Source organism: Streptomyces sp. NPDC032161 (assembly GCF_040636995.1).
Lineage (GTDB): Bacteria > Actinomycetota > Actinomycetes > Streptomycetales > Streptomycetaceae > Streptomyces.
This window is the reverse complement of the sequence record NZ_JBEZVN010000011.1, coordinates 129,539-152,596: the sequence shown is the minus strand read 5'-3', so window position 1 is coordinate 152,596 and position 23,058 is coordinate 129,539. Positions and strand designations below refer to the sequence as shown.

Below are 23,058 nucleotides of genomic sequence, written 5' to 3'. Positions count from 1 at the left end.
GCGTGTGCCGGACCCCGCACGGCGGGCGGCAGTTCGACGACAGGGCCCGGCCGCCGCGGGTTCAGCGAAGACGCACCGGGAAGGTGGCGAAGCCGTTCGCGATGAACGAGTCGAGGCGGTCGGCCGGTGCCGCCTCCTCGTCCGCACGCAGACCGGGGAAGCGTGCGAACAGCGCGGGCAGGGCGATCGAGGCCTCCAGCCGGGCCAGCGGGGCGCCGACGCAGAAATGTACGCCGTGGCCGAAGGCGAGGTGTTCCTTGTCGGGGCGGGTGATGTCGAAGCTGTCCGCGTCCGGGCCGTGCCGCAGCGGGTCCCGGCCGGCCGCGGCGTACGTGGCGAGGACCGCGTCGCCGCGTGCGACGGTGGCGCCGTCGGGGAGTTCGATGTCCTCGACGGCGAAGCGCAGCGGCATGCTGGCGATCGGCGGGGCCCAGCGCAGGGTCTCCTCGATGACGTCGCTCCAGGGCACGTCGCCGGCGCGCACCCGGGCGAGCTGCGCGGGGTGGGTGAGCAGGGCGTGGACGGCGTTGCCGATGAGGTTGACGGTGGTCTCGTGGCCCGCGCCGACGACGAGCAGCAGGGTGCCGACGAGTTCGGTCTCGGTGAGGCCGGAGCCCTCCTCGTCACGGGTGGCGATCAGCACGCTGGTGAGGTCGTCGTCGGGGTGCTCGCGCTTGGCGGCGACCAGCCTCACGAGAAGGTCCTGGACCTCCAGCAGGGTGGCGACGGCCTGCTCGCCCGTCGCGGTGGTGTCGAAGATCTCGCTGACGAGGCGCGCGGTGTCGGCCCTCCGGTCCTCGGGCACGCCGAAGAGTTCGCAGATGACCCCCATCGGCAGCGGATGGGCGAAGTCGGTGCGCAACTCGGCCCGGCCGTCGGGGGCGGCGGCCATCCGGTCCAGCAGCGTCGTGGTGATCTCCTCGATGCGCGGACGCAGGGCGTCGACCCGCCGTCGGGTGAAGGCGGGCGAGATGAGCCTGCGCAGCCGGCGGTGGTCGGCGCCGAAGGCGGTGAGCATGTTCGACACTCCCACCCAGGTGTTGATCCAGCTCTCCCGGAACTCCCCGTTCCGCCAGAGCGGCCAGTGCTGGTTCGGATCCTTGGACACCCGGTCGTCGGCGAGCAGGCGGCGGAGCACCTGGTAGCCGGTGGGTGCCCAGGCCCTGATGCCGTCCGGGAGCTCGACCGGGGCGACGCAACCGTGCCGACGGAGCGAGCGCGCCTCGCCGTGGATGTCGCGTCCCGCCGGATCGATGACGAACGGCCGCTGCCTCATGGAGGTCTCCTCACTGCGCGTGGCACGGCCGGGACGCGCGTCGCGCGACGCGGCCGGACGGAACGGCCGTCGCCCGGCACGGCCGGAACGGATGTCGGGGGTGCGGCAGTTCATCGTCGAGGTGGCGCGACGGAGCGCGAAAGGGCGCACACCGGCGCGAAAGAGTGAAAGCGGGTGGTACACACCCGTCGCACCCGGCCGGGGAGCGACCGGCGTCCGTACGCGCGTCGCGAGACGGCCGGCCCCTGCCCCGGCCGGCAGACGGCAGGGGCATCGGAAGGGCCGGGACGTGCGAACAGCCGGGGCGGTGGCGCCAGGTCAGTAGGGCGGGGCCTCGCCCTGGGCCGCTTCGATGCTGCTGTGGAGATCGCTCGTGGCGTCGAGGGCCGCGGCTCCGGAGACGACGAGGCAGGCCAGCAGCGCCGCGGCGGCCGCCCGGCCGACGCGGGGGCGCGGGGTGCCGCGGCCGAGCAACGCGGCGACGCGGCGCGGTACGGGCCCGACGGCGGCGCCGAGCGCCACCCGGGGCCGGGGGCGCTCCTCGCCCTCGGCGGCGCGTGCGGCGAGGGCGGCGCGGCCGATGGCCCGGGCGGCGATCCGCCGGTCGCCGACGGCCGCTGCGGCGGCCTCGTCGGCGCAGCGCTCCAGTGCGTAGCCCATGGGGGCGCGCAGGGACCGCAGCGCGGGGTGGCAGAGTGCCGCCAGCTCGACGGCGGCGAGGTAGAGGTGGTGACGGCCCGCGAGGTGGGCGCGTTCATGAGCCAGCAGCGCATCGCGCTCGTCCGGGTCCAGGGCGCGCAGCATGCCCGTGGTGACGACGATCCGGCCGGAGGTTCCGGGACGTCCGGGCAGGGCGTAGGCGTCGGGACGGCTGTCGCGCACCACGGCGAGTTCGCCCTCGGTCCGTCCGGGCCGCGCGGGCCGGTGCAGCTGCGCCCAGTGGTGGCGGGCGGCGCGGGCGACGGCGAGGGCGCACCCCACGAGCAGGGCCAGCGCCGCGGCGGCGAGGGGCACGCCCGCCGCGGGAGCGATCGCGGACAGCGGCCTGACGAGTTCGCCGAAGGAGGAGACGGCGGGGAACCGGGTCGCGCCGGGCACCACGAGCAGGACGAGCGCGAGCAGGCCGCACAGGGCGAGGCCGACTCCCGTCGCGGCGAGCAGCCGCACGGCCCGTACCGGCGACAGGGCGTCCGCCAGACGGCGGGCGGCGGGCACCGCGACGAAGGGCGTCAGCAGCGGCACCCATACGGCGTAGATCAACGCGGGTCCCCGTCGAGGAGGTCCCTCAGCAGACGCTCGTCCTCGTCGCTGAGCTGGGACACGAAGCGGGCGAGCACGGTGCCGCGGTCCGGTTCCTTGCGCAGTTCGCTGTGCATCCGGCGGGCCGTCAGCCCGGGGGCGTCCTCGGTGGGGGTGTACGCGAAGCCGCGCCCGGCACGGGTGCGGGTGACCGCGCCCTTCTCGTGGAGTCGCGACAGGATCGTGGTGACGGTGGTGCGGGCGAGCTCCGGCCCGATCGCGGCCTGCACCTGGCCGGGCGTCAGCGCGGTACCGGCCGCCCACAGAGCCGCCAGGATCGTGGACTCCAGCTCACCGGACGGGCGCCGCTCCGAACCGGCGCGGGACCGCGAGGGGCGCTCCGGGGCGGCCCCGGGCGACGGCTCCCCGTCGGCTCCGCCGTCGGGCCGACGGCCGGGCTCTTCGCCGGATATCCCCTTCACCTGGGTCATGGGAACTCTCCTCCCGCTCCGGGCGTCTACAGTGAAGCAGACCGTCTACATCACTGTAGTCAGTCCGGGCGCGCCGCGAGGTCGCCCGCTCACCATTATGGGAGGCCCTCCGTCGTGTCCGATTCCTCACCGGCGTCCGCGCCCCCGCCCCTCCCCGGGAACGGACCGGGGCACCCGGCGCCCCGCGCGGACCGCGGCCCGTGGCCGGCCGCCCGCCCGCTGCCGGTCGCCCACAGGTCCCGGGCCGTCCACAGGCCGCCGGTCGTCGCGGTGACGGTCGCGGTCCCCCTCTTCCCGCCCGGCACCGAACCGCCCCGCCCGCGCGGCCGGCACACCGCGGAAGGAGACACCCGCTGATGCCGCTCGCCTCCACCGTCGCCTCGCTCGACGGCGGCCTGTACGTCCGGGTCACCGAGCTGGCCCGGAGCTCCCCCGACGCCCTCGACTCGGCCGTCCGCCTCTGGTCGGACTACGGGTCGGCACTGTTCGCCCTGCTGATGCTCGCGTCCTGGTGGCGCTCGCGCGCCGCGGCGCCCGCCCGTACCGCCGCGGCGCTCTGCGCCCCGCTCGCGGTGGTGGCCGCGTTCGTCGTCAACGACCTGGTGAAGTCGCTCTTCCACGAGCAGCGGCCGTGCCGGACCCTGCACGTCGTGACGGTGGAGGCGTGTCCCCCGCTCGGGGACTGGTCCTTCCCCAGCAACCACGCGGCGATCGCGGCGGCAGCGGCGACGGCGATCTGGCTGACGGACCGCAGACTCGGCGCGATCGCCGTTCCCGCCGCGCTGCTGATGGCGGCGTCCCGGGTGTGGATCGGCGTCCACTACCCGCACGACGTGCTGATCGGGCTGGCCACCGGCTGCCTGGTGGCCTGGGTGCTGACGGTGGCGGCACGACGCTGCGGGCCGGTGGTGGTCCGGCTGCGGGATTCACCGCTGCGTCCGCTGGTGGCGGCCCGTTGAGGACGCGGGCACCCGCGCTCACCCGGCGCCCGGCCCGAAGCGGCCGTGCGCGCCCGGTCGTTCCCCCTGGGCCGCAGGGCCCCGGGGAGCTCTGACGAGCGGGCCGGCCCGTTCGCCGGAGGGCGGGCCGGGACTCCGTAGCGGCGGTCAGTCCCCGTGCCGGGGCAGCCGGATGACGGCGACACCGCCGTCGAGGTCGACGGTGGAGCGGTGCAGCGGGGCACCGTCCTCCTCGTCGTCGCGCTGCAGAAGGGCGCTCCGACGCTCCTTCAGCTCGCTCTGCTTCCCGGGCGAGAAGGTCGCGTGCAACTGCTCGAACCCGGTCGCCGAGATCTGGCCCCGACATGCGCCGTTGCGCCAGGGCAGCAGTCCGGCCCGCCCCGCGCGCAGCATCGGCTGGTCGAGCAGGGCGACGGCGGTCAGCCCGATCACGAGTGCGGGCAGCGTCATCATCGCGGCGAATTCCACCCGCCCAGTCTGGCCGCTGTCCGGTGCGGCCGCATCGGCCCGGAGGAGGACCGCCGACGGGGAGGTCCGCCGCGCCGGGCGACGGACCGCCCCCTCCAGGGCCCCGCCCCGGCCGGTCAGCCGTTGGGGAGGATCACCGCGCGGCCGTTGATCTTCCCGGCGTGCAGCCGTTCGTACGCCAGCGGCGCCTCGTCCAGCGTGTACGTCTCGACATGGACCTCGACGGATCCGGCGCGGGCGAGATCGAGCACCTCGGCGAGTTCGGAGCGCGATCCCCAGTACGGGGAGGTCACCGTCGTGTTGTACGGCAGGGAACCGAAGCCGACCGGCAGTGCGCCGCCCCCGAGACCCACGATCGTGATGTCGGAGTCGACGGCGGCCGAGGCCCCGGCCGTGACGACGGTCGGGGGCGCACCGACGAAGTCGAGGACGACCTGCGCGCCGACGCCCCCGGTCAGTTCCCGGACCTCGGCCGCGGCGCGCTCGTCGGACAGCACGGTCTCGTGGGCGCCGACTGCACGGGCCAGAGCGAGCTTGTCCTGCGAGACGTCCAGGGCGATGACGCGGACGGCCGTCATGGCGCGCAGCAGCTGGATCGCGACGTGGCCGAGGCCGCCGGTGCCGATGACGACGGCGGTGGCTCCGGGCACCAGCTTGGGCAGGGACCGCTTGATCGCGTGGTAAGGGGTCAGGCCAGCGTCGGTCAGCGGCACGGCCCGCACCGGGTCGAGGCCGTCGAGCGGCACGAGGTGACGGGGGTCGTCGACGATCATGTACTCGGCCATGGCACCGGGCGCGCCGAGTCCGGGCGGAGCGATGCCCAGCCGCCTGGCGCGCAGGCAGTAGTTCTCCTTGCCCTCGGCGCACTTGACGCACGTTCCGCAGCCCCAGGGGCCGTAGACCGCGACGGACTCGCCCGTCGTGAGGCCGGTCACTCCGTCGCCGAGGGCGGCGACGGTGCCGACGCCCTCGTGGCCGAGGGTGAGGGGCAGCGGGAACGGTATCTGCTCGGCCGGCATGCTCATCACGGCTATGTCGGAGTGGCAGACGCCCGCCGCGGTGACCTTCAGCAGCACCTGCCCGGGTCCGGGCTCCGGGTCGGGCACGGTGACGACCTCGGGTGCCGCGCCGATCGCCCGGTACTGGACGGCCTTCATGGAATTCTCCTCGCTCTCGGTGTTCCTTGTTCGTCCCCGTCTTCCCCCTGCGTCGCCCGCCGGCGCCGGTCAGGGGGCGGAGTAGCCGCCGTCCACCAGGTGGTAGCTGCCGTGGACGAAGGAGGCGCGGTCGGAGAGGAGGAACGCGGCGAGTTCGGCGACCTCCTCCGCCGTGCCGAGGCGTCCGGCCGGGTGCAGCGAGATGAGGTGCTCGCGGGCCGCCGCGTCCGCGTCGCGCAGCAGGGGGGTGTCGATGAAGCCGGGGCCGACGGCGTTGATCCGGACGTTCCGCGCCGCGTATTCGAGGGCGGCGGTCTTGGTGAGGCCGACGACGCCGTGCTTGGCGGCCACATAGGCCGGGGAACCGGCGAAGCCGTTGGTGCCGAGGATCGACGACATGTTGACGACGGCGCCGCCGCCCGCCTCGACGATGGCGGGGAGTTCATGACGCAGGCAGTAGAAGACGCCGCTGAGGTTGGCGGCGACGACCCGGTTCCAGTCCTCGACCGCGTACTGGCCCGTGGGGCCGCTCGGGCCGGCTATCCCCGCGTTGTTGACGGCGAGGTGCAGGGCGCCGAACGTGTCGACGGCGAAGCGGACACCGGCTTCGACGGACGCGGGGTCGGTGACGTCGACGGCGACGGCGGCGGCCTCGGCCCCGGCGTTCGCCAGGTCGGCGGCCGCCTCGCGGGCGCCCGCCTCGTCGTGGTCGGCGACGACGACGGACGCGCCGCCCGCGGCCAGTCGGCGGGCGAGGGCCAGTCCGATGCCGGAGGCACCGCCGGTGACGAAGGCGGTCCGGCCCGCGAACTCCTGGTCGGCGGGGGCGAGAGGGGTGCTCATGGAGTGGTTCCTTCCGTGGTGCGGTGCGGTGCCGGACCGGTGAACAGCTCGCCGGAGAGGGCGTCGAATGCCTGTCCCACCAGTCGGGGCAGGTCGTCCGGGTGTCCGCCGCGTACCCAGGCGGCCTGGGCCGCGAGGAGCGCACCGGCACCGGCGGCGACCGTGACGGCCGGGCGGATGTCCAGCCGCGGGTCGACGCCGAGCCGGTCGGCGACGATGACGATCGAGTCCTCCTGCGCGTCCACCCGGATGTGGTGGAACGCCGCGTAGAGGGTGGGCTCCCGCTCGGCGAGCACCAGCAGGGCGAAGATCCGCTCCCGGCGGTGGGACGCCCACGCCCGGAGGTCGTCGAGCCAGTCGAGGACGGCGCGGCGGTAGGCGACGAGCGGGGGCTCGTCGGCGGGCCGCGCGCGCAGGGCGGCGTTGATCCGGTCGCCGTCGTCCCGGAGCGAGTCCAGGACCGCGGCTTCCTTGCCCGTGAAGTAGCGGCTGAAAGTGCGCCGGTCGACGTCCGCGCGTTCCGCGATCTCCTCGACCGTCACCTCCTTCAGCCCCCGGTCGAGCACGAGCTCGACCGCGGCCTGCGCCAGTGCGTCCCGGGTCCTGCGCGCCTTGCGGCTCCGCCGTTCCGGAGGCTTCCGTTCCGGATCCATGACTGCACCGTACACCCGAGAATGTCCCGACGCGACAGAAGTCCCGTCGGGACATCGGATCACCGATTCCGCCTCTTCACCGACACTCCCCTCCAGTCCATCCGGACGGGCGCGCGCGGCGCACGGGGCTCAGGGCCTCGGTGCCATGCCGAAGGTCCCGGAGCCGGGGGGACCGGTGGGCCCCTCCAGCTCGTGCCCGAAGGTCCGGGAGGGCCCTCCGGTCCCGTGGACGGGGTGGCGGAGGACCCTTGCCGCAGGGTCAGCCCACGGGGGTCGCGCGGGCGCCGTCGGGGTCCGGCAGGCGCGTCGGCGGGTGCCCCGGCACGAGCGCCGCCAGGAACGACGTGCGGCGGCGCAGCACGAATCCCAGCGACTCGTACAGGCGGACGGCCCCGGTGTTGGAGGCGGAGGCGTGCAGGAACGGCGTCTCGCCGCGTCGTCCGATCTCGTGGGCGACGGCCCGGACGAGCCTGCCACCGAGCCCCCGGCCCCGTACGGACTCGTCCGTGCACACGCCGCTGATCTCGCTCCAGCCGGGCGGGCGCAGGCGTTCTCCCGCCATGGCGACGAGCACCCCGTCGCGCCGCACCCCGAGGTAGGTGCCGAGCTCCACCGTGCGGGGCAGGAAGGGTCCGGGGCGGGTCCGGGCGACCAGGTCGAGCATCTCGGGTACGTCGGCGGGCCCGAGCCGTACGGCCTCGGGGAACGGCGCGGCCTCCACGCCCGCGTCGACGAGCTGGACGCCCTCGGCGTGGAAGGTGACCTCCCAGTCCTCGGGCGGCGGCTCGCGGAAGGCCGTGAGGGACACGAGCCCACCGGGTCCGGCGAGGGCCGCGGCGTCCGCCCAGTCCTCCGCCTCCGGCGCGTCCGGCAGCGCGCACCAGGCGGCGACGTCCGCCGGGTAGCGCAGAACACGGCCGCGTCGTTCGGCGAAGGGGGCGTGCGGACCCGTCAGCGCTGCATGCACCGGACGGTCCAGCGGGTGCGTGGCATCGGGGACGGTCACCCGGCCACCTCGATCACGATCTTGCCGCGGGTGTGCCCGCTCTCCACCGCACGCAGGGCCGCCCCGGCATCGGCGAGCGGGAACGTCCGGGTCACGTGGGTGCGCAGCACTCCGCGCACGACGAGGTCCCCCACCGCCTCGAGGACCACCGAGTCACGGGCCCGGGCGACGGCCGCCCCGCCCAGTTCCACCGCCAGCGGCTTGCCCCCGGCGCTGATCAGCCGGGCCGGGTCGACCAGCGGCGCCACGGCCCGCAGGGTGTCGCCGCCGACCAGGTCGAAGATCGCGTCGATGCCGTCCGGGGCCGCGGCCCGTACCCGGTCGGCGATCCCGTCGCCGGACTCGACGTGCACCGCGCCCAGCGATTCGACGAAGTCCTTCTTGTCCGCGCTCGCGGTGCCGACCACCCGGGCGCCCGCGTGCCGGGCGAGCTGTACGGCGGCCGATCCGACGCCGCCCCCGGCCCCGGTGACCAGCAGCGTCGAGCCGGGGGCCGGACCGATCTGGCGCACGCCGTCGTAGGCGGTGGCCGCCGCGACGGGCAGCACGGCCGCGTCGGCGAACGACAGCCCGGCCGGCTTGTGCGCGGTCACGGCGACGGGCAGGAGGGTGTACTCGGCGTACCCGCCGGTCACCGGGTTGCCGAAGACCTCGTCACCGACCGCGAACCCCTCCACGCCCGGCCCCACGCCCTCCACGACCCCGGCCGCCTCGCTGCCGAGCACGGTGGGGAACGGCTGCCGCTCGCTGCCGGGCCTCACATAGCCCGTGCGCAGCTTCCAGTCGACCGGGTTGACCCCGGCCGCCCGGACGGCGACGAGCAGCTCACCGGGGCCGGGTACGGGCACGTCCCGGTCGACCAGTGCCTCCACCTCCGGACCGCCGTTGCGGGTGAACACGTAAGCCTTGGGCATGGGTTCCCTCTCCTCTGCTCCTGGTGGTCATGGGTCCGCGGTGCTCCCGGCCGGTCCGGCCACCGCTCGCCCCAGCAGCGGGAAGGCCGTTCCCGGCGCCCGTATTCCCGGGCCGGGCGAATGTTCACGAGGGCGCAGCGATCGGGACGGCCCTGTCCGGAGCACGGCGTTCCGGCATCGGTCGGCGTCCGGCGGGGCGGGCGGCGAGCAGTGCGAGTTCGTCGCCGGAGCCGACGAGCGGGCCGCCGTCGTCGACCGGGGCCGGGGTGTGCACCCGGTGCGGAAGTGCGTCGGCGCGCCGATCCGACGGAGCGTTCGCGGATCCCGTGCGCGGACGGTCGCTTCGCCGCTGACGGCGACGGCACGGCCGTGCGGCGCGGCGATCAACGGGCCGGCGATCCGATGCCGGTGTCCGGCAGCAGGTGCGCCGTCGAGCGGTGCACGACCGCCGCCCGCCGCTCCTCCTCCCCCGCCGTCGGCGCGCCGGTCACCGCCTCGTGCGCGCGGCCGCGCCCGCCGGACCACGCGGCGGAGCACTCCGGGTCCGCCGCGCCCTGGGATTCCTCGGCCCGGCAGCGGCGCCGAATTCCGCGCCCGCGCGGTCGGTCGGGCCGGGACGCGTGTCGTCGGCCAGTCCTCTCCCCCTGGTCACCCCGCGCCTCGTGGCGCGTCGGGGCACGGCGGCCGTCCCGACGGGCCGCGGCCGATCGCACGGGCGAGCCGTCCCCCCGCCGCCCGGCGGACGAGCCGGAGGATCGGCGGGAGCCGTGGGCCGACGTCGGCCGGCGGACGGCCGGTTCAGGGCGTGGCCCGCGCGGCGCCCCCGTGGCGGATCCGGGCGAGGACGTCCCGGTGCAGGGCCTCCGGCCCCTCGGGCGGCAGCGGCACGGGACTGCCGGCGAGGGTGTACCACTCGTCGGCTTCGGTGTACTGGACGGCGATGTCGGCGCGCCCGTCGGGCCGCGGGACGGTCGCGACGGTCAGCTCCCCGGTGATGACACCGACCTCGTCGGTCATCGCCCCGCCGGGGCCCGCCACGACGTCGTCCACGAGCCGCCCCGGGCCTGCCGGTTCGGGCGCGTTCATGAGCCGCAGGTGTCCAGCATCTCGCCCAGCGTGTCCTTCTCCGCCGCGGTCACCGACAGCTCGTACGTCGCCTTCACCGAGACCCAGGAGCGGGCGTAGGTGCACCAGTACGTCCTGGTCGGCGGCTGCCACTCGTCCGGCCCCTGGTCGCCCTTGGAGCGGTTGGAGGCCGCCGAGACGGCCAGCAGCTGCGGGTGGGTCAGGTCGTTCGCGAACGCCTTGCGCCGGTCCTGCGTCCAGGCGCGGGCCCCGGAACGCCAGGCGTTGGCCAGCGGCACCGTGTGGTCGATGTCCAGGTCCGAGGCGTTGGTGAACGTCTCGTCGTCGTAGACGCTGACCCACTTCCCGGACACCGCCCGGCACTTGTCGTCCCGTTCGACGCCGGTCCCGTCGCGCCCCAGCACCGTCTCCCGGGTGTCGCAGGACTCGCCCTGCGAGGCCCAGTGGGGGAACTTGGAGCGGCTGTAGCCGGACATCGAGCCGTGTGCGGCCACCTTCAGCCCCACCAGGTCCTGCCGCGCCTGCTCGGCGGTCGGCACGCCCGGCAGGGTCGAGGCGGGCCCGTCGGCCCGGCCGCCGCCCGAACCGGCCGAGGCCGTGGCGGTCGGCTTGCCGTCCGTCGTGGCGGGTGACGCCGCCTCGTCGACCACCGAACACCCGGCCACCGCGAGAACGGCCACGGTCGCCAAGCCCCGCCCCCACCAACGCCGCTGACCCACCATGACCTGGACGCACCCCTCGAAGACTCACAGTCAAGAAACGTTCCTGCACACCCTATCGGCTCCGGTCCTCCGGTCGGCTCGCGCAACTCCCAGCCACTCGAACGGACTATTCCGGTTCTCCGGGGGCACCCTCGCGACGGCCGTCCGCGCGACCGGGCCCCGGACCGGCGGTGCGTGGTTCGGCCACCGTCGATTTCGACTCAACTACCAGCGGATGTACGGAGGTCGGCCCCGGCGGGCCGTCGGCTGTGGCAGTCTGGAGACGGCCGCCCCACCGGGCTCCCCCGTACCGGTGGGGCGGTTCCGGTGCCCGGCGCGGCCGACGGCCCCGCGCGTGGCACGGTCCGCCCCCCGTGCTCCTGACCGGCCATCACGACGGTTCCCGGCCATTGACCGCCGCTCCCGCCGTCCGGCCACCGCTCCTCCGCATGAGCGCCCGCTTTCGGGGGCAGGCGCTCACACCTCACCTACGACCAGGGGAGTGTGACGAGATGACGGCGCACACCGCGCGGACCGGCCGTACGGACGGTGCGGGAGCCGGGAGGATCGAGAGCGGCCCGCAGAGCGCCGCCGACGACGGCGAGCTGCCGTGGATCGAGAACGCGGGCAGGCTCGCCCCGCCGGACGCGCGGGAACTGTCCCGGCTGTTCTTCGACCGCCTCCGGGCCCTGGAGGAGGGCACCCCGGCCCATCAGTACGCGCGCAACACCCTCATCGAGATGAACCTCTCCCTCGTCCGGTTCGCCGCGGGACGGTTCCGGAGCCGGGGCGGCGGCGACATGGAGGACGTCGTCCAGGTCGGCACGATCGGGCTCATCAAGGCCATCGACCGCTTCGACCTCTCCCGGGAGGTCGAGTTCACCTCCTTCGCGGTCCCCTACATCACCGGGGAGATCAAGCGCTTCTTCCGCGACACCGGCTGGGCCGTCCATGTGCCGCGCCGGCTCCAGGAGCTGCGGGCCGACATCGCCAGGGCCACGGAGTCGCTGGCCGCGGAGCTCGACCGCGAACCCACCGTCCGCGAGCTCGCCGAACGGCTGGGGCTGGGCGAGGACGAGGTCGGCGAGGGGCTCGTGGCGGCCAACGGGTACACGGCGGGTTCGCTGGACATGCCGGCCGAACCGGTGGGCACGCGTCGGCACCGCGGTCCGGGGCGCACCTTCGCCGACGTCCTGGGCGGCCCCGACCCCGCCATCGAGACGGTGGAGAACCTGCACGCGCTCGCGCCGCTGCTGGGGGGCCTCGACGACCGCGAGCGCCGCATCGTCGACATGCGTTTCGGCCAGGAGATGACGCAGTCCCAGATCGGGGCGGAGCTCGGCGTCTCGCAGATGCACGTGTCACGGCTGATCAGCCGGATCCTGCGGAAGCTGCGCAGCGGGATGTGCGTGGAGGAGTGACCCGGCGACCCGGCGACGCGGCGGCGCCGGCCCCGGGGCCGGTGGCGCCGGGGTCAGCGGGGGTGTTCGGGAGCATGAGGAGAGCACTCCCTTTCGTCTGCCGCGTCCGGAGCGGGTTCGCCCGCCTCGCTCCGGTCGGCCCGCGCCACGGTGGACTCCCGGGATTGCCGGAGCGCGCCTTCGCGGACGGCCGCGTGCACGGCCCTGGCGAGTCGCGCGCCCCAGCGGGAACGCGGTCCCGCGAAGGGTTCGCCCGGGGTGCCTCCCGGGCAGGGCGCGGCGACGCAGACGGCGTCGGTGGGGGTGCCCGAGCAGTCGAGTCCCGCGTCCAGGAGCGCCTGCACCTTGGCCTCGGTGGCCGTGGCGACCGCGTTGACGAGTGCCGCGTCGGAGAGCGCCACCGGCAGGGTGACCACGATGTTGACCGTGCCCGGCCGCGGCGGCCGCCCGGCGTCCCCGTCGGCGGCACCGGTCTCCCGGGCGGGGGCGGCGGCCCAGCCGCGCACGCCGAGGCCGCAGGTGGCGGTGGCCGTCACCCCCTCGTCGGTGGCGAGGGCGTACGCGGTGACGTCGGCCGCCGTCATCAGGCCGGCGCCGGGCCCGGTGAGGCGCTCCGCGGCGGCGATCTCGGCGAGGTGGCGGTCCGGATCCGTGCGCGGGTAGCCACCGGGGACCTGGGCGTTGAGGATCCACCCGCGCGGGCCGATGCCTCCGCCGAGCACGGCACTGCTGCACACCCGCCACCCCGGTCCCAGCCGCCACACCAGATGGTGGAGGTCCAGACCGTCCTCGCGTCGGGCGAGCAGCTCACCGCGCTGCTGGGGCAGCCGGATGCGTACGGAACTGATGGGACACCCCCGGGTGGTACGGCGGGACGGGACCGGCGGACGGCCGGACGATCATACGGGCCGGGCCCATGGCGTCCCCGGGCCCGGCCCGTGCCGCCCCGCCGCGGCGCGCCGGTGCGCCACGTCGGGGTACCCGCCGGAAGCCGCCCTCACTCGATTGGCCTAACGAAGGTGCGGCCCGCCCACCGCCGTGCCACGCCGCAACCGCCGACGCCGCACGCGTGCGGCGGCCGGCCTCCGGGGGCGGGGCGGTTGCAGCGTCCATCCGGGTGAGGCGCGATGGGAATCGGACGCGCCTCCCCTGATGGACCCAGCCACAGGACGCGCCCGGGTGAGGAGGAATCGGTCATGGGAGCCGCTGACGGATTCACGGATTCCGGAGAACTCGACGGTCTGACGGTGTACGACACCGCGGGCGAGAAGGTCGGCAGTGTGGGACGGGTGTACGTCGACGACAACACGGGCCGCCCGGACTGGATCACGGTGAAGACCGGCCTGTTCGGCATGAAGGAGAGTTTCGTGCCCCTTGCCGGAGCCCGCCGCGTGGGCTCCGACCTGCACATTTCGCATCCGAAGGACCGCGTCAAGGAAGCCCCGCGGGTGGACGCGGACGCGCATCTGTCCGTGGCGGAGGAGGAGGAGCTCTACCGTCACTACGGCCTCGCCAGGAACACCAAGGGCAGGCTCGGCGGCCCGGCGGGCACCGGAACCACGACCGGGACCGGGGCCATGGGCGCGGCCGGAACCGGGCGCGGGACATCGGCCACGACCGGCACCTCCGCCCCGGGCGCGGACACCTCCCGCACCACGCCGCGCACGTCCGGCATGGCCGGAGCCGGATCGGGCACGGGCAGGCACCGTGACGCCGGAACGGCCGACCGGCCGCTGGTCGGCGCCGGGGCGGGCACCGAACGGTCCGCCGAACTCCGCGGCAAGGAGGAGTTGATCCGCTCCGAGGAGCAGTTGCGCGTCAACACCGAGGAGTACGAGAGCGGCAGGGCCCGCCTGCACAAGTACGTCGTCACGGAGAACGTCACCAGGACGGTGCCGCTGACGCACGAAGAGGTACGGGTGGTCCGCGAGCCGCTGCAGCCCGGCGAGAGGGCGACGGGGCCCACGAACATCCGCGAGCAGGACGTCGAGGTCACCCTGCACGCCGAGCGCGCCACCACGCGCAAGGAGACCGTGCCCGTCGAGCGGGTGCGCCTGGAGACCGAGCGGGTGACCGAGCAGAAGGAGATCTCCGCCGAACTCCGCAAGGAACAGATCGACTACACGGACGACAGGAACATCGGCCGCGAGGGCCCCGGCGGTGAGTCCGGCCGGGGACGCCACCGCTGAGCCGGTCCGACGCACCCGGCCGCCGTGCCGGGAGACGGAGGGCGAGGGGTGCGGACCCGGGCGTGTCGCGGGTCCGCCCTTTCCGCGCCCGCGGGCTGCCGCCCCGCGGGACCGGGGCGTGAGGTGACCGGCACGGGCGGATCGCGCCGGTGCCGGGCACCGGGATGGTGGCCGGGTGGTCGTGCCCGGGTCCGGCACGACCCGGCCGGCGTGCGCCGCCGCGCGGTCGGCCGTGCGGGTTGCCGTCCCCGGTCTACGGCCGTTGGAGGGCGAGCACGGCGTTGTGCCCGCCGAAACCGAAGGAGTGGCTCACGGCCCGCCGGACGGGCCGCCGCAGCGGCTGCCCGACGACGCAGTTGATGTCGAACTCGGGCGCCGGGGCGTCCAGGTTGGCGATCGGGGGCACGACGCCGCGCTGGAGCGTCAGGACGGTCAGTCCGGCCTCGATCGCCCCCGCCGCCCCCATGCAGTGGCCGAGTACCCCCTTCGGCGCGGTGACCGGCGGCCGGTGCGGGTAGACCCGGCCGATGAGGGCGGCCTCGGTGGCGTCGTTGCTCGGTGTCGCCGTGCCGTGCGCGTTGACGTGGTCGACGTCGTCGGGCGTCCAGCCCGCGTCCCGCAGCGCTGCCTCGACGGCGGCCTGGGCCACCGCGCCGGACGGATGCGGGCTGGTGGGGTGGTGGGCGTCGGTGGTGGCGCCGGTGCCGGCGAGCAGGGCCCTCGGCGCGGCGCCCCGGGCCGCCGCGTCGTCCGCGCGTTCCAGCACCATGACGGCGGCGCCCTCGCCCATGACCAGTCCGGCCCGGTCGGCCGCGAAGGGACGGCACAGCCGGGCCGGGTCGCCGACCGCCCGGGCCGCGGCACCGGACCGGGCGAATCCGGTCATGGCGACCGGGTAGACGATCGACTCGGTGGCCCCGGCGATCGCGACGTCGCACTGCCCGGTGGCCAGCAGGTCGCGGGCGACGGACAGGGCGGTGGCCCCGGACGAGCAGGCGGTGCACGGCGCCAGGCTGGGACCGGTGGCCCGGAACTGGATCGCGATCTCGGCCGCGGGCATGTTCGGGATGGTGAGCAGGATCCCCGAGGGCGACGTGGCGTCGGGCCCGTGCCGGTCGAGCACCACGGCCTGCTCGGTCAGTGCCGCGGAACCCCCGCTGCTGGTGCCGACGACGACCGCGACCCGGCCGCCCTCCCACCGCTGCGGGTCCAGTCCGGAGTCGGCGACGGCCTCCCGGGCCGCGACGACGGCGAGCTTGACGTACTTCCCCATCCGGAAGGACGTACGGCCCCCGATCGCGGCGTCGAGATCGATCCCGTCGACCGTGCAGGCGAAGTCGATCGCGCAGCCGTCGAGTTCCGGGACGGTGCGCACCGGCGAGACCCCGGCACACACACCCTTCCAGGTGGATTCCGTGTCGTTGCCGACCGGGGTGATCATTCCCAGGCCCGTGACGGCGATGTCCGGCTTGTTCATCGGGCGTTGCTCAGGTGCGCCTCGGGGCGGGCCGGCGTCACGCAGCCGCGCGGCGGGTCGATGAAGCGCGAGATCTCGGCCAGCGTGGCGTCCTTGGGGATCCTGTCCAGGTCCGTTTCGCCCCCCGTCGTCTCCCTGAGCAGCACGGCGAACTCGGCGACGGCGAGGGAGTCCATCTCCAGGCTGTCCATCGTGGAATCCGGGTGGATCTCGGATGGCGGCACCTTGAAGGTATGGGTCAGGACCTCGGTGATCCGCGGATGAATCGTACTCATGAGCTGCCTCTCCATCATTCGGTACGACTGTCGGCGCAGTGGGACGACATCGTCCCGACGCCGGATCAACTGAGTGACGTCGATCCAGTTACGCCTTATGGCGAACCGATTCCGCACGGCCGGCCGGCGGCGACACGTGCCAGCGGACCAGAACGGCCGGCGTCCCCCAGAAGACCAGCAGCACGACACGGACCACGAGGACACCGGCCGCCTCCCTGACCCGATGGCCACGGCCGGTGCTCCCCGTGTCGTTCACCGCTCCCGCCGCTCGGCCGCGACCGCGGCCGGGTCCCCTCCTCCGTTCCGGTGCCAGGCGGCCTCCGGGTCGTCGTAGGCGTCGACGTAGCCGTCCCCGGCGATGGGCCAGTCCGCGAGGAGTTCGGCGGGCAGGGCGAAGGAGTCGGCGAGTTCGGGGAGCCGGTCGACGAGGGCGGCGATCAACCGGTCCGCCGCGTCCGGAAGTTCGACGACCTGATGCCGAGTCATATAGCCGGCGGCCAGCAGGTCGCCACTGCCGAGGGCGATCCGGTCCAGCGCGAACAGCCGTTGCAGCCAAGTGAGTTGTTCGCGGGCGCGGCCCTGCGGCAGCCGCTGCGCCGCGTCCGTGAACGCCTCGGCCGCCTGCCGGTGGGCGTGGGCCTCGACGCCTCGCAGGGCGGGCCCGGAGGCGGCGTTCCACCGCGCCAGCGGATCGCCGTGCGGAGCGCTTCCCATGCGCCGCCCGGCGCGGTCGAACCAGATCCGCTCCAGGGCCGCCAGCAGCCCGACGAGGAACCGCGGGTCGGAGAGTTCGCCCGGTTCGCCACCGGAAGGGACGGCGTGCCCGGCCGGTTCGGCGGCCAGGAGCATCTCCGCGGCCGCCTTGGCGTGGATCGCCAGATTGTCGCCCTCCGCGGTGATGGCGCCCTCCACCCCCGTGAGCAGCGCGCTCATGCCGTTGCTCTCCAGGAGCGCCTGCGCGCCGCAGCGTTCGCGGCATTCCACGATCACCGACCTGGCCTGCCAGGTGATCCACCCCTTGGCGACGGCGACCAGCCGCTCCGCGTCCTCCCGGCAGGTCTCCGCCACGTCCCCCCGTGCCGCCTCCCAGTGGTCCAGGGCCCTGCGGTGCAGCAGACTCATCGCGAAGACGGTGGCCATGGCGCGGACGAGCGGCCCGTGGTGGCTGCGGTGGGCCATCACCGGCACCTGTCCCGTGCCACGGGGTCCCGAGACGTGGCGGTGGCCGCCGTAGCGGACGGCGACGGCGAGCGTGGCCCGCGCGGAGCCGACCGCGCAGGCGCTCATCGAGATCTTCCCGGCGGTCACCCTCCCGATCGACGCGAGGAGGCGCCGCCTGCGGTTGCCGATCGCGCTGCTGAACACACCGTCGTCGCCGATCCGCCCGTGGTCCCCGGCCAGCAGCGCGTCACGCCCCACGAGGACCCGGTCGAAGGAGGTCAGGCAGTGGTCCACCGGGCTCCCCATGCGCGCGGGAAGCCTGCGCACCCGTACACCGGGCAGGGGGCGTTCGGCGTCGGTGAGCGGTACGAGGAAGAGGAAGACCCCGTGATCGGCGCCGTCGACGAGCAGCCGGGCGGCCACGAGCCCCGCCTTGGGGCCACCCGCCGGACTGGTGTTGGGCATGAACTTCTGGGCACCGGCGTGCGGAGTGTGCAGCACGAACCCGTCGCGGGCGCGGTCGTAGCGGGCGATGGTCTCGATGGCCGCCGCGTCGTTGCCGTGCGCCACCTCCGTGCACAGGAAGGTGCCGGTGCTGCGCAGCCGGAGGAAGTCCGACAGGTCGCGGCGGCCGGGGCCGTCGTGGTCGAGGAGGCTGCCGAGGAAGAGGTTGTAGTGGATCCCGGCCACGGTCGTGAGCGCCGGGTCGACCGGGCCGAGCCATTCGTGCAGGGCCGCGAGGGCGCGCGGGGCGGCGGCGAGCCGCGCGCCGCCGTCGGGGCCGGTGGCGAGGCCGTCGTCGACGTCGCCGTCGAGGCCGTGGACGAGGCCGTCGTTGAGCGCGCGCAGGCGGTCGTACGCGAGGCGCAGACGCTGCCCGGTGGTGGGGCGGTCCGGTCGCCGGAACGGTTCTGTGGCGATCAGCCGCCGCCAGAAACCGTGTTCGCGGTGGTGGTCCTCTCCGAGGAGCACCGCGGTGAGGAGTTCCGTGGACCGTTCGGTGAACGGGCTGTCGATCGTTGCGGTCATGAGACATCAACGATTCAGTCAACGGCTAGTGCCGGTCACGGCACTAGGACACCGGGGCCGGTACGCCGGTCGCGCCCCGCGTCGGGACGCCGTCGCCGGGGCAGCGGACGGTCCTCGTCGACGCGCCGGAAGGCGAGCACGACGTTGTGCCCGCCGAAGCCGAAGGAATGGCTGAGCGCGCGCTCGACGTCCTGCGCCCGGGGCTCCTCGACCACGCAGTCGAGGTCGGAGCCGTCCGGCAGCGGGTCCAGGTTGGCGACCGGGGGCACCAGGCCGTGCTCCAGGGTCAGTACGGTGGCCACCGCCTCGATCGCGCCTCCCGCCGCGAGGGTGTGTCCGAGCACGCCCTTCGGCGCGGTCACGGACGGCCGGTGCGGGAACATGCCGGAGATCAGGCCGCCCTCCATCGCGTCGTTGAGACGGGTGGACGTGCCGTGGGCGTTGATGTGGTCGACCTCGTGGGCGGCCCATCCGGCCTCGCGCAGCGCCGCCTCCACCGCCCGGCGCGCACCGGCCCCGTCCGGGGAGGGGGCCGTGGGGTGGTGCGCGTCGGTGCCGGATCCCGTGCCGGTCAGCAGGGCGCGCGGACGCCGGCCGCGGGCGTACGCGTCGCGCGTGCGCTCCAGCACCAGTACGGCGGCCCCCTCACCGATCACGAATCCGTCCCGGTCGGCGGCGAACGGACGCGACGCCCCCGCCGGGTCGGCGGTCCGCAGCGAGAGCGCGCCCATGCCCGCGAAAGCGCTCACCACCAGCGGGGTCACGACCGACTCCGCGCCGCCCGCCACCACCACGTCGCACCGACCGCTCGTCAGCAGGTCGCGGGCCAGGGAGATCGCGGTCGCCCCGGACGCGCACGCGGTGGCCGGGGCGAGGCTGGGGCCGTGCGCCCGCAGCGCGATGGCGACCTCCCCCGCGGCTGCGTTGGGCATCATCATCGGGACGAGGAGCGGCGACACCGCCTCCGGTCCGTCGTGCTCCAGCCTGCGCGCGTTGTCGGTGAGCACGGCCACCCCGCCGACGCCGACCCCGAGCACCACGCCCACCCGGCCGCCGTCCCACCGCTGCGGTGACAGCCCGGCGTCGGCCACCGCCGCGCGGGCGGCGACCAGCGCCATCTTCACGAACCGCGCCATCCGCCACACCGAACGCCCGCCGACGGCCTCGTCCAGGTCGATCCCGTCCACCGGACAGGCGAAGTCGACCGGCAGCCCGGCCAGTTGCTCACAGCGCCGGGCCAGTGACACCCCGGCGCACAGCCCCTTCCAGAAGGTCCGTTCGTCCGCTCCCGCAGGAGTCACCATCCCCACGCCGGTCACCGCGACACCCGTGTCGGCCCGCCCCATGTTCCGCCCCCTCCTCCGTAATCGATCACGCCTACCGGTTGTCGAACGGCCGTAGCCCCGGGGAGGATGCGCTCTATGAGCCGAACGGGTCACGGTTCGGCCGTCCGGGCCGTGCGCGGGTGACGCGTTCCCCCGTCCGCCGCACCTCACGGGTGCCGTACGGCCGGCCCCGAAGGGCTGTCCCGTAATCCCTGGCGGATCGGCGCGCGGCGTCGGATGCGGTGCATCGCAAGGCGGAGGGACGTCCGCATGCTGGATGTATGCGGGCGTTCCGACAACGCGGCGAGGTGCCGTAGCTGTCGTCGTGCGCCCGCCAGGGATTACGGGACAGCCCTTAGGTGTCGCGGCGCCGCGACCGGTCGCGGGCGAGCGCCGCCCGCAGTTCGGCCGCGTCCGGCGGGTTGGCCCCGGCCCGTGCCACGGTGACGGCGGCGCAGGCGGCGGCGTGGCGCAGGACGTCGGCGACAGTGGACCGGTCCGCCGCGCGCAGCCGCTCCCTGCCGTCCGGGCCGAGCAGCCCGTGCGCGGCGAGGGCGTGCAGGGTGCCGGACATGAAGGCGTCGCCCGCCCCAACCGTGTCGACGACGTCGGCGGCGAACGCGTCGACCGTGACCCGCCCGCCGGGCAGGACGGCCAGGGCGCCGTCGCCGCCGCGGGTGACGAGGACGACGGCCGGCCCCCGGCCCAGCCACCGCCGCGCGACCGTCTCCGGCTCCTCGCCGGGGTACAGCCACTCCAGGTCCTCGTCGCTGGCCCTGACCACGTCGCTCAGCGCGACGCAGTGCTCGACCCTGCGGACGGCGGCTTCGTGGTCGCCCATCAGCGCGGGCCGCACGTTGGGGTCGTAGCTGACGGTCGCGGAGGCGCGCAGCGACTCGACGGCGGCGAGGACGGTGGCCGCGCCGGGGTCGGTCACGGCGGCGATCGAACCGGTGTGGACGTGGTGGGGCGGCCGTTCCGGCGCGACCGGGGCGAGCGTCCAGGCGATCTCGAAGGCGTACGCGGCCCGGCCCTCGCGGTCCAGGGTCACGACGGCCGACGGGGTGGGGGCCGCGCTGCCGTCCGTGCGCACCTCGACCCCGGCCTCGGCCAGATGACTCCTGATCAGGCGTCCGTGGTCGTCCGGGCCCAGTTGTGTGAGCAGGGTGACGGCGTGCCCGAGCCGCGCCAGGCCGTGGGCCACGTTGGCGGGGCTGCCGCCCGGGTGGACGTGGACGGTCCCGTCCGGCAGCCGGACGATGTCGGCGACGCATTCACCGATGACGAGCGGGTCGAGGCGGTCGGGCATGGGGCGGGGTCTCCTGGCGTGCGGGGCCGCGGCGCCCCGGCGGACGGCGCGGCGTGCGGTCGCGGTGGGCTCCATCCTGCCCCGGCCGCGGTCACCGGCCGGTGGTGCCCTCCACCGCGTCCGCCACGAGGTCCAGGAAGCGCGCGTGGGCCCGCGGGCCGCAGACCGGCTCCGGGTTCCACGGGACCACCCGGGCGGCCCGTTCGATCGCCGCCCACTCCTCGTTCGTCCGCAGGTCGTCGAGCGGCGTGGCGTTGACCCGGATGTCGGCGAGGACGATGTCGGGGCGCAGCGCCGCCGCTTCGGCCCAGCCGACCGTCGACCAGCTCGCGCCCGGCCCGTCGGCCGGTTCCACCAGGTCCACGCCGAGTTCGGCGAGCACGCGCAGCTCCGGCCACATGCGGGGGCGTGCCAGATGGGTCTGCTCCTGTCCGGCCGGGGAGAGCGCGACGACACGGGGCCGGCCCGCCCCGGCGCAGAGCGTGCGCAGCCGGTCCCGGGCGGTCTCCAGGTCCCGCGTCCCCGTGGTGGGTGCCTCTGCCCCGAGCGACCGGGCGAGTGCCGCGAACCGTTCGGTGACCTGCGCGAAGGAGCGCGCCCGTCCCACGTCGAGGACGACGACCGGAACGTGCTCCTCCAGGTGCTTGGCGGTCTCCGGGGCAAGGGCGTAGACCTGTCCGCCGCCGTAGCTGACGGCCACGACGAGGTCCGGCTCACCGCCCAGCAGGGTGTCCCCGTCCAGGGAGCTGCCCACCCCGACGTAGGCGACCGTGTCCACCGGGAGCGATCCGGTCTTCGCCGCGTCCGGCACGGCGGGGTCGTCGTGGTCGGAGCCGAACATCGCGGCCGGGCGTGTCCCGTGGTCCCACAGGGTCGCTCCGGCCTGCACATAGGCGAGCACCCGTGCCGGGCGCCGCGCCGCGGTCGCCACCTGTCCACGGTCGTCGGTGAACTCCCACACAGTCCGCTCCCTCACCTCGCACGCCCTGCGGCACCGTTCGCCGGGGCGTCTTCGCCCGTTCGTCCGTGCGTCGTACACCAGCACCTGCCCAGCAAATGCGTGCGGCATCCTCCGCCGTCGGCCGGTTCGGCAGGGTTGGCGCGAAGTCGCCACCGTCTGAACGTATATGACATACCGTCAGTTATCGTCCCGGCCGTCGGGGGCGGCACCCGCCTCCCCGGTCCCGGCCGTCGGGTCCACACCGAGTCCGGTCAGGAACGCCGCGGCCGCGGGGGTGGGGCGGAAGCGGCTCCAGACGAGCCGTTCCGTGCGGGCGGGCGCCTCGCGGACGCGCAGCACGTGCACGCCGGTCAGTTGCTCGGCGAAGGCGGCCGGCTGCAGGGCGACGCCGAGGCCGCTGCGGACCAGCCGGACGATGAAGTCGGTGCCGCCGACCTCGAACGCCACCTCCCGGGTGAGGCCCATCGCCGCGAAGGCCTCGTCCGACTGCGCCCGGGCGGCGGTGCCGGCGGGGTGGTCGACGAACGTCTCGCGCGCCAGTCGGTCCAGGCCCACCTCGGTCTCCCCCGCCAGGGGGTGGGCCGGGGCGACGACCGCGACCAGTTCGCCGGTGGCGAGTTCCCGGTCGTTCACTCCCGTGGGCCGGTAGCTCGGCAGCACCCCCAGGAACGCCACGTCGAGCGCGCCGTCCCGCACCTCCTGGACCAGGTCCTTGCTGGCCCCCTCGCGCAGGACGACGCGCACCTTCGGATGGCGGAGGCGGAACGCCCCCAGCGCGGCCGGCAGGTCGACCGAGCCGATGGTGGGGATGGCACCCACCGCGAGACGGCCGCGGACCTCCCCCACCGCGGCGGCGACCTCGCTCCGGGCCCGTTCCGCCGCTTCCAGCGCCTGTCCGGCGTGCGTCAGGAACGCCTCGCCCGCCGGGGTGAGCCGCACCCGGCGGCTGGTGCGGTCGAAGAGCCGGGCACCGAGTTCCTTCTCCAGGCGGGCGATCTGGTGGCTGAGCGCGGACTGGACGACCAGGCACTGTTGGGCGGCGCGGGTGAAGCTCCCCAGTTCCGCCACCGCGAGGACGTACCGCATCTGCTGAAGTTCCATCCATCCATCGTGAATCA

22 protein-coding genes are annotated in these 23,058 nt (G+C 75.0%); 3 read left to right on the top strand and 19 right to left on the bottom strand.

Features of this window, described 5'->3' with window-relative positions:
* Window positions 1-61: 61 nt before the first annotated feature.
* The 3 genes from AB0E67_RS21405 to AB0E67_RS21395 all read right to left on the bottom strand — a co-directional run bounded on the left by AB0E67_RS21405 (window position 62) and on the right by AB0E67_RS21395 (window position 2,865).
* On the bottom strand, window positions 62-1,276 hold the full coding sequence (locus AB0E67_RS21405) for a cytochrome P450 (protein ID WP_362029046.1): 1,215 nt from the start codon (window positions 1,274-1,276) through the stop codon (window positions 62-64).
* Window positions 1,277-1,594: 318 nt separating this feature from the next.
* Window positions 1,595-2,536: a M56 family metallopeptidase gene (locus AB0E67_RS21400; RefSeq protein ID WP_362029043.1), complete on the bottom strand. Its 942-nt coding sequence runs from the start codon at window positions 2,534-2,536 to the stop codon at window positions 1,595-1,597.
* Window positions 2,533-2,865, bottom strand: a complete 333-nt coding sequence (locus AB0E67_RS21395; RefSeq protein WP_351521833.1) for a BlaI/MecI/CopY family transcriptional regulator — start codon at window positions 2,863-2,865, stop codon at window positions 2,533-2,535. Before AB0E67_RS21395 ends, AB0E67_RS21400 begins: the two co-directional genes overlap by 4 nt.
* A gap of 497 nt (window positions 2,866-3,362) precedes the next feature.
* Here AB0E67_RS21395 and AB0E67_RS21390 point away from each other — a divergent pair, with 497 nt between their 5' ends.
* Window positions 3,363-3,965, top strand: coding sequence for a phosphatase PAP2 family protein (locus AB0E67_RS21390; RefSeq protein ID WP_362029041.1), 603 nt, complete (start codon window positions 3,363-3,365; stop codon window positions 3,963-3,965).
* Between the two features lie 147 nt (window positions 3,966-4,112).
* On the opposite strand, the gene AB0E67_RS21385 is transcribed toward AB0E67_RS21390, so the two are convergent.
* From AB0E67_RS21385 to AB0E67_RS21350, 8 genes are all read right to left on the bottom strand, one after another.
* On the bottom strand, window positions 4,113-4,433 hold the full coding sequence (locus AB0E67_RS21385; RefSeq protein WP_362029038.1) for a DUF6191 domain-containing protein: 321 nt from the start codon (window positions 4,431-4,433) through the stop codon (window positions 4,113-4,115).
* Window positions 4,434-4,549: 116 nt separating this feature from the next.
* Complete coding sequence (locus tag AB0E67_RS21380) at window positions 4,550-5,590, bottom strand: NAD(P)-dependent alcohol dehydrogenase (protein WP_362029035.1); 1,041 nt, start codon at window positions 5,588-5,590, stop codon at window positions 4,550-4,552.
* Between the two features lie 69 nt (window positions 5,591-5,659).
* The gene (locus AB0E67_RS21375) at window positions 5,660-6,433 is read right to left on the bottom strand and encodes an SDR family NAD(P)-dependent oxidoreductase (protein ID WP_362029032.1); all 774 of its coding nucleotides are present in this window, start codon (window positions 6,431-6,433) and stop codon (window positions 5,660-5,662) included.
* Window positions 6,430-7,086 carry a TetR family transcriptional regulator gene (locus tag AB0E67_RS21370; protein WP_362029029.1) on the bottom strand — a complete coding sequence of 219 codons (657 nt, stop codon included), beginning with the start codon at window positions 7,084-7,086 and terminating at the stop codon, window positions 6,430-6,432. Before AB0E67_RS21370 ends, AB0E67_RS21375 begins: the two co-directional genes overlap by 4 nt.
* A 259-nt stretch (window positions 7,087-7,345) precedes the next feature.
* The gene (locus tag AB0E67_RS21365) at window positions 7,346-8,092 is read right to left on the bottom strand and encodes a GNAT family N-acetyltransferase (protein WP_362029026.1); all 747 of its coding nucleotides are present in this window, start codon (window positions 8,090-8,092) and stop codon (window positions 7,346-7,348) included.
* Window positions 8,089-9,006 (bottom strand): NADP-dependent oxidoreductase, encoded by a 918-nt coding sequence (locus AB0E67_RS21360; protein WP_362029023.1) that lies wholly within the window; start codon window positions 9,004-9,006, stop codon window positions 8,089-8,091. The genes AB0E67_RS21365 and AB0E67_RS21360 overlap by 4 nt, the downstream gene beginning before the upstream one ends.
* A 798-nt stretch (window positions 9,007-9,804) precedes the next feature.
* Window positions 9,805-10,092 (bottom strand): hypothetical protein, encoded by a 288-nt coding sequence (locus AB0E67_RS21355; protein WP_362029020.1) that lies wholly within the window; start codon window positions 10,090-10,092, stop codon window positions 9,805-9,807.
* Complete coding sequence (locus AB0E67_RS21350; RefSeq protein ID WP_362029018.1) at window positions 10,089-10,814, bottom strand: HNH endonuclease family protein; 726 nt, start codon at window positions 10,812-10,814, stop codon at window positions 10,089-10,091. The genes AB0E67_RS21355 and AB0E67_RS21350 overlap by 4 nt, the downstream gene beginning before the upstream one ends.
* A gap of 491 nt (window positions 10,815-11,305) precedes the next feature.
* On the opposite strand from AB0E67_RS21350, the gene AB0E67_RS21345 reads away from it, so the two are divergent.
* Window positions 11,306-12,214: an RNA polymerase sigma factor SigF gene (locus AB0E67_RS21345; RefSeq protein WP_362029015.1), complete on the top strand. Its 909-nt coding sequence runs from the start codon at window positions 11,306-11,308 to the stop codon at window positions 12,212-12,214.
* A gap of 53 nt (window positions 12,215-12,267) precedes the next feature.
* On the opposite strand, the gene AB0E67_RS21340 is transcribed toward AB0E67_RS21345, so the two are convergent.
* Window positions 12,268-13,047, bottom strand: a complete 780-nt coding sequence (locus AB0E67_RS21340) for an adenosylcobinamide amidohydrolase (protein WP_362029058.1) — start codon at window positions 13,045-13,047, stop codon at window positions 12,268-12,270.
* A gap of 363 nt (window positions 13,048-13,410) precedes the next feature.
* Here AB0E67_RS21340 and AB0E67_RS21335 point away from each other — a divergent pair, with 363 nt between their 5' ends.
* On the top strand, window positions 13,411-14,403 hold the full coding sequence (locus AB0E67_RS21335; RefSeq protein ID WP_362029013.1) for a PRC and DUF2382 domain-containing protein: 993 nt from the start codon (window positions 13,411-13,413) through the stop codon (window positions 14,401-14,403).
* Window positions 14,404-14,656: 253 nt separating this feature from the next.
* On the opposite strand, the gene AB0E67_RS21330 is transcribed toward AB0E67_RS21335, so the two are convergent.
* The 7 genes from AB0E67_RS21330 to AB0E67_RS21300 form a co-directional block, all read right to left on the bottom strand.
* Window positions 14,657-15,880, bottom strand: coding sequence for a beta-ketoacyl-[acyl-carrier-protein] synthase family protein (locus AB0E67_RS21330; protein WP_362029010.1), 1,224 nt, complete (start codon window positions 15,878-15,880; stop codon window positions 14,657-14,659).
* Window positions 15,877-16,155, bottom strand: a complete 279-nt coding sequence (locus tag AB0E67_RS21325; RefSeq protein WP_362029007.1) for an acyl carrier protein — start codon at window positions 16,153-16,155, stop codon at window positions 15,877-15,879. The genes AB0E67_RS21330 and AB0E67_RS21325 overlap by 4 nt, the downstream gene beginning before the upstream one ends.
* 252 nt (window positions 16,156-16,407) lie before the next feature.
* The gene (locus AB0E67_RS21320) at window positions 16,408-18,345 is read right to left on the bottom strand and encodes an acyl-CoA dehydrogenase (RefSeq protein ID WP_362029004.1); all 1,938 of its coding nucleotides are present in this window, start codon (window positions 18,343-18,345) and stop codon (window positions 16,408-16,410) included.
* A gap of 35 nt (window positions 18,346-18,380) precedes the next feature.
* Window positions 18,381-19,691, bottom strand: coding sequence for a beta-ketoacyl-[acyl-carrier-protein] synthase family protein (locus AB0E67_RS21315; RefSeq protein WP_362029001.1), 1,311 nt, complete (start codon window positions 19,689-19,691; stop codon window positions 18,381-18,383).
* 334 nt (window positions 19,692-20,025) lie between these two features.
* Window positions 20,026-20,979 carry a carbohydrate kinase gene (locus AB0E67_RS21310; protein WP_362028998.1) on the bottom strand — a complete coding sequence of 318 codons (954 nt, stop codon included), beginning with the start codon at window positions 20,977-20,979 and terminating at the stop codon, window positions 20,026-20,028.
* A 91-nt stretch (window positions 20,980-21,070) separates the two neighbouring features.
* Window positions 21,071-21,955, bottom strand: a complete 885-nt coding sequence (locus tag AB0E67_RS21305; RefSeq protein WP_362028995.1) for an ABC transporter substrate-binding protein — start codon at window positions 21,953-21,955, stop codon at window positions 21,071-21,073.
* A gap of 162 nt (window positions 21,956-22,117) precedes the next feature.
* Window positions 22,118-23,041, bottom strand: a complete 924-nt coding sequence (locus AB0E67_RS21300; protein ID WP_362028993.1) for a LysR family transcriptional regulator — start codon at window positions 23,039-23,041, stop codon at window positions 22,118-22,120.
* Window positions 23,042-23,058: the final 17 nt, after the last annotated feature.

What these genes read in the sequence shown, in the direction of transcription:
- AB0E67_RS21380 (WP_362029035.1), bottom strand. Translation starts at nt 5,590, where the DNA reads ATGAAGGCCGTCCAGTACCGGGCGATCGGCGCGGCACCCGAGGTCGTC.
- AB0E67_RS21310 (WP_362028998.1), bottom strand. Translation starts at nt 20,979, where the DNA reads ATGCCCGACCGCCTCGACCCGCTCGTCATCGGTGAATGCGTCGCCGAC.
- AB0E67_RS21315 (WP_362029001.1), bottom strand. Translation starts at nt 19,691, where the DNA reads ATGGGGCGGGCCGACACGGGTGTCGCGGTGACCGGCGTGGGGATGGTG.
- AB0E67_RS21370 (WP_362029029.1), bottom strand. Translation starts at nt 7,086, where the DNA reads ATGGATCCGGAACGGAAGCCTCCGGAACGGCGGAGCCGCAAGGCGCGC.
- AB0E67_RS21335 (WP_362029013.1), top strand. Translation starts at nt 13,411, where the DNA reads ATGGGAGCCGCTGACGGATTCACGGATTCCGGAGAACTCGACGGTCTG.
- AB0E67_RS21325 (WP_362029007.1), bottom strand. Translation starts at nt 16,155, where the DNA reads ATGAGTACGATTCATCCGCGGATCACCGAGGTCCTGACCCATACCTTC.
- AB0E67_RS21360 (WP_362029023.1), bottom strand. Translation starts at nt 9,006, where the DNA reads ATGCCCAAGGCTTACGTGTTCACCCGCAACGGCGGTCCGGAGGTGGAG.
- AB0E67_RS21330 (WP_362029010.1), bottom strand. Translation starts at nt 15,880, where the DNA reads ATGAACAAGCCGGACATCGCCGTCACGGGCCTGGGAATGATCACCCCG.
- AB0E67_RS21320 (WP_362029004.1), bottom strand. Translation starts at nt 18,345, where the DNA reads ATGACCGCAACGATCGACAGCCCGTTCACCGAACGGTCCACGGAACTC.
- AB0E67_RS21355 (WP_362029020.1), bottom strand. Translation starts at nt 10,092, where the DNA reads ATGAACGCGCCCGAACCGGCAGGCCCGGGGCGGCTCGTGGACGACGTC.
- AB0E67_RS21405 (WP_362029046.1), bottom strand. Translation starts at nt 1,276, where the DNA reads ATGAGGCAGCGGCCGTTCGTCATCGATCCGGCGGGACGCGACATCCAC.
- AB0E67_RS21350 (WP_362029018.1), bottom strand. Translation starts at nt 10,814, where the DNA reads ATGGTGGGTCAGCGGCGTTGGTGGGGGCGGGGCTTGGCGACCGTGGCC.
- AB0E67_RS21300 (WP_362028993.1), bottom strand. Translation starts at nt 23,041, where the DNA reads ATGGAACTTCAGCAGATGCGGTACGTCCTCGCGGTGGCGGAACTGGGG.
- AB0E67_RS21390 (WP_362029041.1), top strand. Translation starts at nt 3,363, where the DNA reads ATGCCGCTCGCCTCCACCGTCGCCTCGCTCGACGGCGGCCTGTACGTC.
- AB0E67_RS21375 (WP_362029032.1), bottom strand. Translation starts at nt 6,433, where the DNA reads ATGAGCACCCCTCTCGCCCCCGCCGACCAGGAGTTCGCGGGCCGGACC.
- AB0E67_RS21345 (WP_362029015.1), top strand. Translation starts at nt 11,306, where the DNA reads ATGACGGCGCACACCGCGCGGACCGGCCGTACGGACGGTGCGGGAGCC.